The organism is Pseudomonas sp. GNP014 (assembly GCF_054344005.1).
Genome location: NZ_JBTGUS010000001.1, coordinates 5,624,975 through 5,639,500, shown reverse-complemented (window position 1 = coordinate 5,639,500; position 14,526 = coordinate 5,624,975). Strand labels below are relative to the sequence as shown.

The following is a 14,526-nucleotide window of genomic DNA, read 5'->3' as shown; positions in this document are numbered from 1 at the left end:
CGAACCATTGCGGTGCGGGTGCAGGTTGTGAAATATCAATTCAATAGGTTCCTATTTTGAAAACGGTTTTATTGTTAAGCACCTATCCGATCGCCTCTCCCCGACACGGGGGGCAGGTCCGGGTTGCCAATATCGCGAAAACCTTTGGCGAAAATGGCTGGAGTGTGACTCATCTGGCGGTTTATGAGCCGGAGGGCTATCCGCCTTCGAGCCTGGGAGCCAACGATGTCAGTTTTCCCGCTGGCAGCCCCTTCCGGAAATACAAGGGCACCTATGTTCCCTTGATCAACGACTTGCTTTCGGGCGAATTCGCCGCATCGGAACAAGGCGGGTTCGCAGACATTCTCAAGAAATTGCCGCCGGTTATCGACGTGATTCATGTCGAGCAGCCGTGGCTGTGGCCCTTGGTACTGAAGATCCGTCAGATGCCGCAGCACGCCAATGCGTGCCTGATTTACGGATCGCAGAACATCGAGGCTCCGCTGAAGCAGGAAATCCTCGACAGTTACGCTATCAAAGGTGCGGAGCCGGTCATCGCGGATATCGAGGCCCTGGAGCGCAAGGCGGCTCTTGAGGCCGATATTGCCGTGGCCGTTACCCAGGCGGATTACGACATTCTCCAGGCCTGGGGGGCGAAAAAACCACTGCTTGCCTCCAATGGAATCGCGCCATGGTCGGCGAAGCCGGAGCTGCTCGCCAGCTGGAAAGAGCGTCTGCCGCAGTCTCCGTGGATTCTCTATGTTGCCAGCGCCCACCCGCCTAATTTCAAGGGCTTCAATGAGTGCCTCGGCAGTTCACTGGCGTGCATACCGCCGGATAGCAAACTGGTGGTGGTCGGCAGTGTGTGTGAGCACCTTGAGGCAGCGCTGCGTGACAGTCGCTGGGGACAGCTGAATCTGTCGCGTCTGCAGCTGCTCTACATGCTGCCGGATGAAGACCTGGATGCCGTGAAAACGCTGGCGCATGCGTTCCTGTTGCCGATTCCTCATGGTGGCGGTTCCAACATCAAGACGGCCGAAGCCATCTATTCGGGCAAGTACGTCATTGGCACAGAGTCGGCTTTCCGTGGCTTTGAGCAGCACCTGAATCTGCCGGAAATCAGTGTTGCCCGTACGCCGGACGAGTTTCATGCGGCGATTCGCCTGCGCCTGACGGGGCCGGCAACCATTGATGCCAACGGGCCGGACAGGGTATCCCGCGAACCATTGACCTGGGTCCGTAGCCTTGAGTCGATCCCGCATGCAGCGGCAGAAGTCATTGAAAAGAAGGCGCAAGCATGACCACCTGGTTTGATGTAACGACCATTCTCGGCTGGCGTCGGCCGGCGGTAGGCATTATTCGCACGGAGGCAGAGGCTGCCACCCATGCACTTGAGTTGATTGCTGCGGGCGAAGATGTGAAGTTTTGCTTCTACAGTCATGCCACCGGTTACAGCGCAATTGACGCAGCCGAGGTCGCTGCCACCCTGAAAAGAATTTCTGGCGCGCACATGCCTGCGCCAGGCCGGATCGCTGCAGGCAGTTCGAATAAAAGTTCAATTGAGGCCCGGTTGAAAGAAAAGGCAATCAAGGTACTCAATCGCCTGCCGCCCAAGGTGAGCGGGCGCATTTATCAGTTCTTTCAATTGCGCCGTACCTCCATTGTCGAAGCCGTGATTGGTGTTCGACACCTGAAGTCGGCGACTCTGGCGTTCTTCAGGCCAGCCAATCGCAGCCATGTGTTCAATCCTTCGTTTCACAAGGTGCGCACCGGCGGTCATCCTTTCGCAAAGGGCGATAGTTACATCTCGGTTGGGCTGGACTGGGACAACAAAAACCTGCCGCATCTTTATGAACTCAAGAAGCAAGTTGGTCTGCGCGTCGTTCTTTTCTGCTACGACGTGATTCCGGTAAGACTGCCGCATCTGTGCGTCGGTGATGTGGCCGCCAAGTTTGCCAACTACTTTGCCGATGTTGCGTGGTGTGCGGACAAGATCCTGTGTATCTCGGAATGCACGCGCAAGGATCTGGTCGCGCTACTCGAAGAGTTGGGTGCCCCTGTGCCCGAGACGGCGGTGGTCAAGTTGGGTTGCCAGCTCTCCCATGAGTTGAGCGACACCATCAGTGCAGATGTGCAGGCCTTGCTGAAAGAGCGCTTCGTATTGTTCGTTTCGACGATCGAGCGCCGCAAGAACCATGAGGTCCTGTACCGTGCCTATACCCGTCTGATCGATGACGGAGTCAAGGATTTGCCAAAACTGGTGTTTGTCGGGATGCCGGGTTGGGGGGTAGGTGATTTGTTGTCGGATATCGCGCTTGACCCGCGGACAAAGGACTACATTCGCATCCTCAACAACGTTTCGGACTCTGACCTCATGCACTTGTATCGCAACTGCATGATGACGGCATTCCCGTCCTTGTATGAAGGCTGGGGTTTACCGGTTGCAGAAAGCCTGGCTGCCGGCAAGTACTGCCTGGCCTCCAATGCAGCGTCGATTCCCGAAGTGGGCGGGGAACTGCTGGATTATCTGGAGCCATGGGATGTGTCGGCGTGGGTCGCCGAACTGCAGAAGTATGCTTTTGATCCGCTGGCACTGGCGGCCAAGGAAGAAGCGATCAAGCGTGACTACAAACCCGTTGCCTGGAAAGACACGGCACAGTTTGTTTTTGGAAGTTTGAAGCAACAATAACGCGGGCGGTTTGCGGTGGATCAGATGCTGATCCACCGCACGTCCGGTTCAGACGATCGTATTGGTATTGAAGATGCTCAAGGGCTTGAGGATCTCCGGAGTCCCGAGCAATTCAGGGCTGGCTGACCATTTTTCGATGATGGTCGCAAAATGATCGACTGCCGAAATCACCACCTTCGCTCGAAGCACGACCGGAATGGCCTGTTCCAGCTTGTGAGCGTAATTCTCGGCGGTGAAAGTCTCTTTGGCCCATGCTTGCGCCTGTTTGCCGATCTCGGCGGCCGAAGATGGCTTGCTGCGCAGCGAAAGGAAAATCTTTTTCAGATCTTCAATCTCGTTGTCGGGCGACACTTTCAATACATATTGGTCCGGTAGTTCCTTGTAGAAGCCGGTGTCGGTGACGATAGTGGCTTTGCCATAGAGCATCGCTTCAATGGCTGAAGCAGAAGCGGCTTCCAGGCTAGGCCAGCGCAGGCAACTGATCACGTCGGCTTCTCTGATGGCTTCGGACAGCGTGGCATCGTCGACTTCGTTGGAAATGATCAGTTCGACCCCTCCCTTGGCGGCCATTTCGGTCAGTTTACTTTCGACGTCCGGAAGAATGGCGCCTACCAGGCGATAGCTGATGTTCTTGCGCAATGAAGCGTTGCTTGCGATGGCCTTGATGCAGCTTTCAACCCGCTTGTTCGGGTTGACATGGCCGATCGTCAGCACCTTCAGTTTGCCGTCACTTTTGCGTTCTTCTTCGGCGTCAACAGCTCCTGGTGCATCGTAGGCCAGCGGCGTCACGAAAACCGGACCTGCACACGCAGCCATTACTCGCTTGCAGCCCCAGTTACTGTGGGTGATCACGCCGGTGGCCATCGAGCTGATCCATTCGGTCAGCGGGGCAGTCTCGCGTGTCGAGCTGATAAAGGTGGCGCTATCACTGACATTGAAGTAGTTGGTGGCAATTTTGCTGCCATACCACTGAGTCAGGATGTCATTGGCCTCATCGCGTCGTTGTTGCGCCCAGCCCCAGAACAGGTGGCCAAGAAAGAAATCGTGCAGGCAAACAATGCCCGGGGCCTTATGCAGCCAGGCCACGCCACCTTCATGAAACTCGTAATTGTCGCCGATCTGGTAGACAAGGCAGTCGGCGCTGGCCACTTCTTGAGCAACCTGCTCTTCGTCGGTCCAGGGGATGGCGGTGCAACCAAAGTCGTGCGGCTCTTTGGCCAGGACATGGGCGCTCTCGGTTCGTACCAGAACAACGTGATGCTGCTGGCTCAGCAGTGCACGCACCACGAGGCGCGTCATCCGGCCAATGGCAGAGGATTTGACGCCGGGTGTGAAGATGACAAGTTTCATTTGAGAAGCGCCTCGATGGTCTCGGGCCAATTGATGCCCAGCGTATTCCACAGCGCCTGGGCGCCTTCACCATACTGGATGGTCCGGGTCTTGCTCTCAAAAGCGGCATTCATGGCTTCCGCGAGACTTTCGGCGGTGGGTTCTGCCCGCCAGCCGGACTCGTGGGGGGTGACCAGGCCAAGGATCCCGCCACTGTCTGTCGTGGTGATCAGCGCTTTGCGCGCCGTTGCAGCTTCCATGGCCACATAGCCCAGCGAATCTTCGTCAAAAGGGATGTAGGCGACGGCGAGCGCCTGATTGACGTAGTTGACGTAGGTGGCACGCGGCAGGAAGCCAAGGTCAAGCTTGACGCGGTCATGCAGGCCGAATTCGTTGATGATCGAATGCAGTTGCAGCGTATCGGCATGGGACTCGGGAGGGCCGGCAATGACCAGCTTGACGCGTTGATCGGCTTTGGCGAGCGCCTGCAGGAGCAGGTACTGACGCTTCATGCTGTTGACGCGGCCACCGGCAAAAATATAGTCGCCATACTCCCCGCCGGTGAGCGCTTCCGGGTCGTTGACCGGCGGCAGCAGCACCTGCGAATCGAACCCGTTGTATTTGAACAGGCGCTGTCGCGTGACTTCCGAGTTGGTGTAGATGTGGCGGCTCTCGGCGAAGGTTTCGTTGTCCGCGTTGATGATGGCGTTGCGAATGTCCGTACCGCTTTGGTCCGCTGGCAGATTGGTTTGCCCGACATCGTACAGGTCGTAGGCCTGACGATATTGATGCAGCAGCCACAATGACTTTCTGTGGTGGCGGACCAGATACGCCGGAAACTTCAAGGCGATGACGTGATCGGTGTTGAAGATTTCCATGGTGCGCGTCATCAGCATCTGGGAGGGGATGCGCGAGGCAGGTTCCCACTGAGCCGGTATGCGCATGACTTCGGCATCGTGACCGGCAATGATCAGGTTTCTTTGCAGATTGACAGCCAGCTCTTCCGCACCGCCCCAGATGAACGGGGCCATGTTGTTTACAATCAGGACTTTCATGCCAACAGACGCTCCAGCACATGTGACCAGGAAATTTTCAAGTCAACCAATCGCTGTTTGGCGTTCTTGCCCATGGCTTCGGTGTTGCTCCGATCCCTGTACAACTTGTCCATCGCCTGGGCCAGGGACTCGGGCGTCGGTTCGGCGATGTAGCCGTTATAGCCGTCCTTGACCAACTCCAGCACGCCACCCGAGTCGGTGGTGGTGAGAATCGGTTTTTCGGCGTGACTGGCTTCCAGGCTCGGATAGCCGTAGGAGTCCTCGTCGACCGGCAGGTAAGCGGCGGCGAGACATACCGACAGATGCTCGACCTTTTCCTCTTCAGTGATCCAGCGATCATCAAGGGTCACGCGATCTTCGAGACCGTATTCCTCGATCTTCTGCCGCAGGGAAATACCGTAGTCAGGCCCGGCTCCCGTTCCCAACAGACGCAGGCGAACCGGCGTCGTGGTATAGCTCAGTGCATCGATCAGCAAGTGCTGGCGCTTGTGATGTTCGAGGCGGCAGATATAAGCGATCTCGTCGTTGTATCCGGCGCAAAAGAACCGTTCCGATTCGAATACAGGCGGGTAGAGCACCTCGCTGTCGACATCGTTATAGGTCTTGAGTCGGTTGGATACGACCTTGGAGTTGGTGAAAATGGTCTTTGCTTCGCCCAGTGCCCTGGTATCGGCGTCAGCCAGTGCATCGCGGATGGCGCGATGCTTGGCGTTGTCCGGAAAGTCGCGATACGGGCTGTCCCACATATCGTAGAACGCACGGATATGGTGGATAAACCAGAGGATTTTATGCGGGTGAGGAATCAGGTGCGACTGGGGGCGGAAGCAGATGATCCGATCGGCGGCCTGAATATCCACCCAACGCAGCGCCATCATCTGCTGGAACAGCAGATCCGGCGCATCGAGTTCAGGCAGGTAGACGACTTCGACCTGATGCCCGGCAGCCGTCAGGGTAGAGGCCAGCCAGTCGACGATATTTCTTCCGCCCCCGCGGATAAAGGGCACAAAAGTGGAGCAAAGGGCGATTTTCATCAGTCTGCCAAGACCTCACGCAGGCTGGCTGCAATTCTGATGATGTCTGCCTGAGTCAGGTCCTGGTGCGTTGGCAGGTTGATGCCGCGGCCCGACCAGAGGTCTGCCACAGGGTAGACATTGTCTTCCTTGTAAGGTGGCAGAACGTGCATCGGATAGAAAACGGGGCGGGTTTCGATGCCCATCGCATCCAGTTTCTGCATGACCGCGTCGCGTTTGTGCTCGTCACCATCGGCCAGGAAGATGTTGTACATCCAGAACACCTGTTTGGCCCAGGCGGCCTCGGTTGGCAGAACGATCTTGCCCTTGAGGTCTGCCAGCGCTTCGTTGTACCAGCCGGCCAGACGATCGCGATCGGACAGTGCAGTGGCAATGTTTTCCATCTGGGCCAGACCGATGGCTGCCTGGATGTTGGTCATGCGGTAGTTGTAGCCGATCACCGGGAACCAGTACCGACGATTCGGATCCATGCCCTGACCACGGAACAGGCGCAGTTTGGCGGCCAGTTCATCGTCGTTGGTGGTGATCATGCCGCCTTCGCCGGTGGTGATGATCTTGTTGCCGAAAAAGCTGAAGGTCGCACAAGTCCCCAGGCTGCCGACTTTGCTGCCTTTTACTTCGGCACCGTGTGCCTCGGCAGCATCTTCCACCACCCAGAGGTTGTGTTTGCGGGCGATTTCATTGACGACATCCATTTGTGCAGGATGGCCATAGAGGTGCACCGGGATAATGCCTTTGGTTTTTGCAGTGATCTTGCTTTCGATCGTCTGCGGATCGATGTTCATGGTGTCGGCGCACACATCCACCAATACCGGGGTCGCCCCGCAATAGCGCACTGCGTTCGCCGTGGCAATGTAGGTCACCGTCGGGATGATGACTTCGTCGCCCGGTTGCAGGTCCAGTACTACCAGGGCCAGGTGCAGCGCAGTCGTGCCGTTATTGGTGGCGATCGCATGCTTGACGCCGCAGAAGGCTGCAAAGCTTTCTTCGAAGGCGCCGATGTATTTGCCGTTGGAAGAGATCCAGTTGGTGTCCAGGCAATCCAGCACGTAATTGCGTTCATTGCCGGCGAGCTTTGGTTGTGCAACAGAAATACGTTTCATGTTTCTTCCTTCAAATTTTGTGTAGAGCTTTGGCTGGCACGCCGACTACTGTGGTTGCCGACCCGATATTCGAAATGACCACGCTTCCGGCACCGACCATGACCGACTCACCGATGTGGATCTCGGGAATGATTTTGCTGCCGACACCGATAAAGCTCAGGGTGCCCACCTGCACGTTGCCCGCCAGCGCGCACTGAGGGGCGATGTGTGCAGCGGCTCCAATCACGCAATCGTGGTCAATGGTGGCGCCGGTGTTGATGATGCAAAGGTCAGAAATCGTCGCCTCGGCATTGATGACCGCACCGGCCATCACCGCAATGCCTGTTCCCAGCAAGGCTGAAGGTGAAACCACTGCCGCCGGACTGATGGCATTGACCAGGCGGAACCCCATTTCGGTGACTTTCCGGGCCAACTTGTTTCTCAGTGAATTCGAGCCGATGGCAATGAACACCTGTTCGTATCCGTCCTGACGCAGGGCTGCAAGGTGATCGTCGCTTTTGAGTACGGGGATGCCCAGGCAGGTATCCGGGCTGTCCGGATTACCAACGCAATAGGCCACCTTGTCGCCTTGCGCATGCAGCAGTTCGATGCACACCTTCGCGTGCCCGCCGGCACCGACCACGATGACTTCAGTCTTCATGCGTCCTCACCTCGGGCCAGCCGCGTATTGTCCACGCGTTCACCCGGTGGGGCGTCTGCTACCGGGATATTGTTGCCGAGGCTTTTCTGTTCTATCCGGTCCAGTTGCTGTTGCAGACTTTCCAGCGAGTGCTGGCTGGAAAAGATTTTCTGTGACAACCGGGTCTGGATTTTCGCCGAGTTTGCCAGGCGCTGAAACTCCAGGACGATCTGCTGGTGCTGCTGGTACTGGATCTTTTGCAGCTTGCTGAACTCTTCCAGCATTTCCTGGCGGATGGCTGCGGTGAAGTAATTGCGTAGACGAAACAAAAGCGGGCGGGTCAGCGGTCGCACGACGCGCAAGCTGTGGTGGGCAATGCGACGAAGCGTCTGCTTTGTGTAGTGGCGAATGATCAGGCGCATGCCTGGCTGCATAGGTGCGACGTCCTCGGGTACGGCGGCGCCCGTTTCGATGGTGTGTTTTGCGTGCAGTCGTCTGGATGCCAGGGTGAAGGCCACCTGGATATCCACGCCATTGCGCTTGGTACTGTTCATTGACTCAAGCTCCGAAATAGGCAGCGGTGACCGTCGCCGGGTCGCCATCCATCTTTATTTTGCCGTGTTCCAGCCACAGCACCCGATTGCAGGTGTGCATGACCAGTTCGCGCGAATGGCTGGCGATCACCAGGATATTGGTCGACTTCACCAGCTCGTTCATGCGGATTTCAGCCTTGTGCTTGAAGCCTTCGTCGCCCACCGAGAGCCATTCGTCCATCAACAGGATTTCCGGTTTGATCGTCGTCGATACCGCGAACGCCAAACGCAGGTGCATGCCTGACGAGTAGGTGCGGATTGGCATATCGACGAAATCGCCCAGTTCGGAAAACTCGATGATCTCGTCCAGCTTTTCGGCGATCTGTGCCTTGGTCATCCCGAGGATGCCGCCACGCAGGAAAATGTTCTCCCGCCCGGTGGCTTCCGGGTCCGTGCCCAGCGAGATGTCGATCAGCGAGCCGATTTCACCCTTGATCACGGCAGTGCCAGTGGAGGGCTCGTAAACGCTGCTGAGCAGGCGCAGCAGGGTGCTCTTGCCGGCGCCGTTATGTCCAAGCAGTCCGACGCGATCGCCGTCGCGCAGGGTAAACGTCAAGTCTTCCAGTGCTCTGACAACTACGCGACCTTGTTGGTCCGCACCCAACTGACCGCCGGTCGCAACCTGCATCAGACGCTTTTTCAGGGAGCGGCCGTTAGCGTTGTAGATCGGGAAATCTACACAAACATTTTTGAATTCGATCAAGGACATTAGTAGTTCTTCTTAGAGCCAGTAAGCGATACGGCGCTTGTAGCGACCGTAGACCACGAGCGCAATGGCCCAGCCGACGACGGCCATGCCCAGGGAAACCCACCAGTTGGTGGCAGTTGGCAATTGACCGATCAGCGGCGAACGAACCACCGACATGATGTGGTAGGCCGGGTTCAGGTCCAGCAGGTACAGCCCGGCACGCTGTGGCAGCAGGCTTGGCATCCACATGATCGGTGTGAGGTAGAACACGACTTGCAACAGACTCCCGACGATTTGCGGGAGGTCGCGGTAGCGTGCGCAGAGAATCCCCAGCAGCAGGGCAATCCACGTCAGGTTGAGCAGTGCCACGGCGAAGCCCGGAATGCTCAGCAGCGCCAGCCATGTCAGTGGCTTGCTGACCGCGAGCAGCACCAGGGGAAAGATCACGATGTTGTGGCCCAGAATCAATATGTTGCGCCAGATCATGCGCATGATGTGCGCGAATAGCGGGATCGGCAGTTGTTTGATGATGCCTTCGGCCGCAATGAACCCGGTGCATCCTTCAGTAATGACCGTGGACATGAAACTCCACAGGATCATGCCGATGGCGAGGAATGGAAGGAATTCCTGAATCGGCGAATTGAAGATCTGGCCGAAAACCACGCCGATGGTACCGATCATGACGCCCATGCTGATGGTCAGCCAGAACGGTCCCAGTGCCGACCTTCTATAGCGCTGCCGGACGTCTTGCCAGCCTAGCATCCCTACTAATGAGTAGCGCCTTGTCGCGGCGATGATGTCCGACACGGCGATACTTACTGAACCATTGCGCATTAATAGCACCAGATTGTTGATCAAAAAAACACGCCATTTTAGGCTGGGGGGCGGGGAGTGTCACCCTTTCTACATTATTTCTTTGTACTGTGCGGTGCGCAGTGTCAGGTAGCGGCATGAAGCCCGCAACTTCCTGATTTTTATAGTGGGTGCCGGAGAGTGGAGTCGTGCAGAATGCAAGCCTTGTCAGTCGAAAGGCTGTCACGCAATGCTGGCATTATGACTCTGTTACGTGTTGCCAGCAGCTTTGGTATCGTCGTCACGAACCGCATTCTGTATGATCTGCAAGAACTTGCGGCTCGTCGCATAGAGCTCAATGGCGCACATGACACAGCAGGGCCTGGCAAAGGCTCTTTAATGGAGTTTAGAGGAATCGCATGAAAGCTATCGTTACTGGCATTACTGGGCAAGACGGCGCCTACCTGGCGGAATTGCTGCTGGAAAAGGGTTATACGGTGTACGGCACCTACCGTCGGACCAGTTCTGTCAATTTCTGGCGCATCGAGGAGCTTGGGATTGAAAAGAATCCCAACCTGCATCTGGTCGAGTACGACCTGACCGACCTGTCGGCCAGCATCCGTCTGCTTCAGACCACCGAAGCGACCGAGGTCTACAACCTCGCGGCCCAGAGTTTCGTAGGCGTGTCTTTCGATCAGCCGCTGACTACCGGCGACATCACTGGTATGGGCTGTGTGAATCTTCTGGAAGCGATCCGTATCGTTAATCCGAAGGTGCGCTTCTATCAGGCTTCGACGTCCGAAATGTTCGGCAAGGTGCAGGCGATTCCTCAGGTTGAAAGCACGCCTTTCTACCCGCGCAGCCCTTACGGCGTTGCCAAGCTGTACGCTCACTGGATGACCATCAACTACCGCGAGTCCTACGGTATCTTCGCGACCAGTGGCATCCTGTTCAACCACGAATCGCCACTGCGCGGCCGTGAGTTCGTGACCCGTAAAATCACTGACTCCGTTGCCAAGATCAAGCTCGGCCTGCTCGACAAGATGGAACTGGGCAACCTCGACGCCAAGCGCGACTGGGGCTTTGCCAAAGAGTACGTCGAAGGTATGTGGCGCATGCTGCAGGCCGATGAGCCGGACACCTTCGTATTGGCCACCAACCGTACCGAAACCGTGCGTGATTTTGTCACCATGGCCTTCAAGGCTGTCGGCATTGATCTGTCCTGGAGCGGCGTTGCAGAAGACGAGCAGGGTACTGATGCGGCCACCGGTAAAGTGCTGGTCACGATCAATCCGAAGTTCTATCGCCCGACTGAAGTGGAACTGCTGATCGGCAATCCGGCCAAGGCCAAGGCCGCCTTGGGCTGGGAGCCGAAAACCACGCTGGAAGAGCTGTGCCGCATGATGGTGGAAGCTGACCTGCGTCGAAATGAAAAAGGATTTTCGTTCTGATGAGTATTGCCGGTAAACGCGCGCTGATTACAGGTATTCAAGGTTTCACTGGGCGGTACATGGCTGCTGAGCTTCAAGCCAGCGGGTATGAGGTGATAGGGCTGGGATCCCAGCCTTCGGATGAGCCTGGATACTTTCAGGTTGATCTGGCCGACGGTACTGCTCTGCGTGACGTGCTGGCAACTATTCAACCGGATGTCGTCATCCATTTGGCGGCGTTGGCGTTCGTCGGGCATGGTGCTGCCGATACTTTTTATCGGGTCAATCTGATAGGTACGCGGCACTTGCTCGAAGCCATTGCGGCGTGCGGCAAAGTGCCTGACTGCGTACTGCTCGCCAGTAGCGCCAATGTCTACGGCAATGCCTCCGCCGGACTGTTGAGCGAAACCACGGCGCCTGCGCCGGCCAACGATTACGCCGTCAGCAAGCTGGCCATGGAATACATGGCCAGTCTCTGGCACAACCGCCTGCCGCTGGTGATCACCCGGCCGTTCAACTACACCGGCGTCGGCCAGGCTGAAAGCTTCCTGTTGCCGAAAATCGTCGCCCATTTTCGTCAGCGTGCTGACAAGATCGAGCTCGGCAATCTGGATGTCTCGCGGGATTTCAGTGATGTCCGGGCAGTGGTCAAGGCTTATCGCGGTCTGATCGAAGCCCGGCCTTTGGGGCAAACGGTCAACGTGAGTTCTGGCAAAAGCCACTCGCTTCGTGAAGTCATCGACATGTGTTCGGCGATCACCGGTCACCAGATCGAAGTGGAAGTTAATCCGGCATTTGTCCGCGCCAATGAAGTAAAAATCCTGTGCGGTGACAATTCCCGTCTTTGCGAACTGGTCAAAGGGTGGGATACACCCGGTCTGGACCAGACGTTGAGCTGGATGCTTTCGGCGGAATAAAATGAAGCTAGTCCTGTCTGTCGAGCCGATCCGCTTTCCGCTGACCGGCATCGGCCGCTATACCTATGAACTTGCGCTGAGACTTCAGCAAAGTCCTGAAATCACTGATCTGCAATTTTTTGCCGGTCGACGTTTTTTGCCTGAGCTGCCGACCGCTGCCAATGAATCCGGCAGTGGTTATGGCTTGAAGCGTGCGGTACAAAAGAACTTTCTCGCCGTAGAGGCTTATCGGTTACTGATGCCGATGCTGCGCAAGGCAGCCCTCAAGGGACATGGCGATTTTCTGTATCACAGCCCCAACTATTATTTGCCGCCCTTTGCTGGTCGAAGTGTGGCGACCTTTCATGATCTTTCGCCCTTCACCTGGGCCCATTGCCACGCGCCGCAACTGGTGCGTTATCTGCAAAAAGAACTGAAAACCACGTTGGTGAGGGCTGACGCGCTGATCACCGATTCGGAGTTCACTCGCCAGGAACTGGCGAGTTATTTCTCTTGGCCGGTCGAACGTATTCATACCGTGCCCCTGGCGAGTTCTCCAGAGTTCTACCCGCGGCCGCTCGAAGCGTTGCGCAGTGTTCTGGCTCGGCATGGTCTGGAGCCGGGTGGCTATACACTTTTTGTCGGCACCATCGAGCCGCGCAAGAACATCGAGACATTGCTCGTGGCCTATAGCCGCTTGCCGCTGGCGGTACGAACCCGTTGGCCGTTGATCCTTACCGGCTACCACGGTTGGCGCAATGACACGATTCACGAAAAACTTGAAAGCGCCAGGCGCGAAGGCTGGGCGCATTACCTCGGGTTCGTTCCCAGCGAAGACTTGCCTGTACTGTTTGCGGGCGCACGCCTGTTCGCCTTTCCATCGCTCTATGAAGGTTTTGGTCTGCCCGTTCTGGAGGCCATGAGCTCCGGTGTGCCGGTGGTCTGCTCCAATAGTTCCTCGTTGCCTGAGGTGGCGGGCAACGCCGCTCTGATGTGCGCCGCAATGGATGTCGATGAGCTGACGCGCTTGATCGAGCGAGGGCTGACTGATCAGGCCTGGCGTGAAATCGCCGTCGTCAATGGAATGAAACATGCCCAAGGCTTTTCCTGGGAGCGTTGCGCCAGAGAAACCTTGCAGGTCTATCGAAAGGTAATCGACGGAAAATGATCAAGGTTCTGCACTTTTTCAAAACCTACTATCCGGAAACGATGGGGGGCATCGAGCAAGTCATCTTCCAGATAGCCCAGGGCGGTGCCGAGCATGGATTTTCGTCCGAAGTGCTGTATCTCAGTGAGCGGGGCGCGGCGCGCAACGAAACGGTTGGTAATCACATTACCCATCGTTCAAAGCTTGATCTGCATGTCGCTTCGACCGGTTTCTCCCTGTCTGCGTTCAAGGACTTTGCCGAGTTGGCGAAAGCGGCGGACGTGGTGCATTTCCACTTTCCCTGGCCGTACATGGATCTGGTTCATTTTGCGACCCGCCATGGCAAGCCCTCAGTGGTCAGCTACCACTCCGATATCGTCAAGCAAAAGACCCTGCTCAAGCTGTATCAGCCGTTGATGAACCGCTTTCTTTCCAGTGTGGATTGTATAGTGGCGTCGTCGCCGAATTACGTGCAAAGCAGTCCTGTGCTGTCTCGGTTTCGCGACAAGGTCGAGATCATTCCCTATGGTCTGGATGCGAAAACCTATCCGGACGTTAGCGCTCAAAAACTCTCGGAGTGGCGTGCAAGGTTGGGTGACAGGTTTTTCCTTTTTGTCGGTGCTCTGCGTTACTACAAGGGTCTCGACGATTTGCTTGAGGCTGCCCGGATCACTGGTTTTCCGGTGGTAATAATGGGACAGGGGCATCAAGAGGTCGAGCTTAAGGAAAAGGCATCGCGTCTTGGCTTGAGGAGTGTGCATTTTGTCGGTGGCTTGGATAACGACGACAAGGCTGCATTGTTGACGCTATGCCATGGTTTTGTGTTCCCTTCGCATCTTCGTTCGGAATCGTTTGGGATCTCTTTGCTTGAGGCTGCCATGTATGGAAAACCTTTGATTTCTTGTGAAATCGGATCTGGCACTACGTTCATCAACATAGCCAATGAAACCGGTCTGGTGGTTGCGCCGAGGGATTCTTCGGGGCTGGCCCAGGCCATGAGCAAACTTTGGCATGACCCTGTTCTCGCCGGTGAGTTGGGCCAGCGTGCCAGGCAGCGTTATCTGGAAATCTTTTCGGCGGATGAAATGGTCAAGTCTTACGCCGCTCTTTATCGAAGGATCTGCAACAAATAAGTGTCGCGACTTTTTATATCTTGGCTCGAGTACCCTGAAACA

General features: G+C 56.5%; 14 protein-coding genes. 6 read left to right on the top strand and 8 right to left on the bottom strand.

The features are described 5' to 3' along the window. The first annotated feature begins 56 nt into the window (after window positions 1–56). Both ACXX9E_RS25310 and ACXX9E_RS25305 read left to right on the top strand, forming a co-directional pair. Window positions 57–1,280, top strand: a complete 1,224-nt coding sequence (locus tag ACXX9E_RS25310) for a glycosyltransferase family protein (RefSeq protein WP_148050916.1) — start codon at window positions 57–59, stop codon at window positions 1,278–1,280. After that, window positions 1,277–2,668 carry a glycosyltransferase family 4 protein gene (locus tag ACXX9E_RS25305; protein WP_123466639.1) on the top strand — a complete coding sequence of 464 codons (1,392 nt, stop codon included), beginning with the start codon at window positions 1,277–1,279 and terminating at the stop codon, window positions 2,666–2,668. Before ACXX9E_RS25310 ends, ACXX9E_RS25305 begins: the two co-directional genes overlap by 4 nt. Window positions 2,669–2,716: 48 nt before the next feature. Here ACXX9E_RS25305 and ACXX9E_RS25300 read toward each other — a convergent pair whose 3' ends face one another. Genes ACXX9E_RS25300 through ACXX9E_RS25265 form a run of 8 tightly spaced genes read right to left on the bottom strand, consistent with a single transcriptional unit; the run spans window position 2,717 to window position 9,920 of the window. After that, window positions 2,717–4,018: a glycosyltransferase gene (locus ACXX9E_RS25300; RefSeq protein ID WP_458556383.1), complete on the bottom strand. Its 1,302-nt coding sequence runs from the start codon at window positions 4,016–4,018 to the stop codon at window positions 2,717–2,719. Beyond that, complete coding sequence (locus tag ACXX9E_RS25295) at window positions 4,015–5,052, bottom strand: glycosyltransferase family 4 protein (protein ID WP_123466635.1); 1,038 nt, start codon at window positions 5,050–5,052, stop codon at window positions 4,015–4,017. Before ACXX9E_RS25295 ends, ACXX9E_RS25300 begins: the two co-directional genes overlap by 4 nt. Beyond that, window positions 5,049–6,083: a glycosyltransferase family 4 protein gene (locus ACXX9E_RS25290; RefSeq protein ID WP_267802998.1), complete on the bottom strand. Its 1,035-nt coding sequence runs from the start codon at window positions 6,081–6,083 to the stop codon at window positions 5,049–5,051. The genes ACXX9E_RS25295 and ACXX9E_RS25290 overlap by 4 nt, the downstream gene beginning before the upstream one ends. Next, window positions 6,083–7,186, bottom strand: a complete 1,104-nt coding sequence (locus ACXX9E_RS25285) for a DegT/DnrJ/EryC1/StrS family aminotransferase (protein WP_123466631.1) — start codon at window positions 7,184–7,186, stop codon at window positions 6,083–6,085. The genes ACXX9E_RS25290 and ACXX9E_RS25285 overlap by 1 nt, the downstream gene beginning before the upstream one ends. Window positions 7,187–7,196: 10 nt before the next feature. Next, window positions 7,197–7,826: an acetyltransferase gene (locus ACXX9E_RS25280; protein WP_458556382.1), complete on the bottom strand. Its 630-nt coding sequence runs from the start codon at window positions 7,824–7,826 to the stop codon at window positions 7,197–7,199. After that, a complete protein-coding gene (locus tag ACXX9E_RS25275) occupies window positions 7,823–8,359 on the bottom strand; it encodes a hypothetical protein (protein ID WP_458556381.1) in 537 nt (178 codons plus the stop codon). Before ACXX9E_RS25275 ends, ACXX9E_RS25280 begins: the two co-directional genes overlap by 4 nt. A gap of 4 nt (window positions 8,360–8,363) precedes the next feature. After that, on the bottom strand, window positions 8,364–9,107 hold the full coding sequence (locus tag ACXX9E_RS25270) for an ABC transporter ATP-binding protein (RefSeq protein ID WP_123466625.1): 744 nt from the start codon (window positions 9,105–9,107) through the stop codon (window positions 8,364–8,366). A gap of 12 nt (window positions 9,108–9,119) precedes the next feature. Continuing rightward, window positions 9,120–9,920, bottom strand: a complete 801-nt coding sequence (locus ACXX9E_RS25265) for an ABC transporter permease (RefSeq protein ID WP_123466623.1) — start codon at window positions 9,918–9,920, stop codon at window positions 9,120–9,122. A gap of 377 nt (window positions 9,921–10,297) precedes the next feature. On the opposite strand from ACXX9E_RS25265, the gene gmd reads away from it, so the two are divergent. Genes gmd through ACXX9E_RS25245 form a run of 4 tightly spaced genes read left to right on the top strand, consistent with a single transcriptional unit; the run spans window position 10,298 to window position 14,484 of the window. Next, entirely contained in the window at window positions 10,298–11,329 is a 1,032-nt protein-coding gene (gmd, locus tag ACXX9E_RS25260) for a GDP-mannose 4,6-dehydratase (RefSeq protein WP_123466621.1), read from the top strand. Beyond that, window positions 11,329–12,225, top strand: a complete 897-nt coding sequence (locus ACXX9E_RS25255) for a GDP-mannose 4,6-dehydratase (RefSeq protein ID WP_222832333.1) — start codon at window positions 11,329–11,331, stop codon at window positions 12,223–12,225. The genes gmd and ACXX9E_RS25255 overlap by 1 nt, the downstream gene beginning before the upstream one ends. Before the next feature lies 1 nt (window position 12,226). After that, window positions 12,227–13,372 (top strand): glycosyltransferase family 4 protein, encoded by a 1,146-nt coding sequence (locus tag ACXX9E_RS25250; protein ID WP_322375730.1) that lies wholly within the window; start codon window positions 12,227–12,229, stop codon window positions 13,370–13,372. Continuing rightward, on the top strand, window positions 13,369–14,484 hold the full coding sequence (locus ACXX9E_RS25245; RefSeq protein WP_458556380.1) for a glycosyltransferase family 4 protein: 1,116 nt from the start codon (window positions 13,369–13,371) through the stop codon (window positions 14,482–14,484). Before ACXX9E_RS25250 ends, ACXX9E_RS25245 begins: the two co-directional genes overlap by 4 nt. Window positions 14,485–14,526 lie beyond the last annotated feature (42 nt).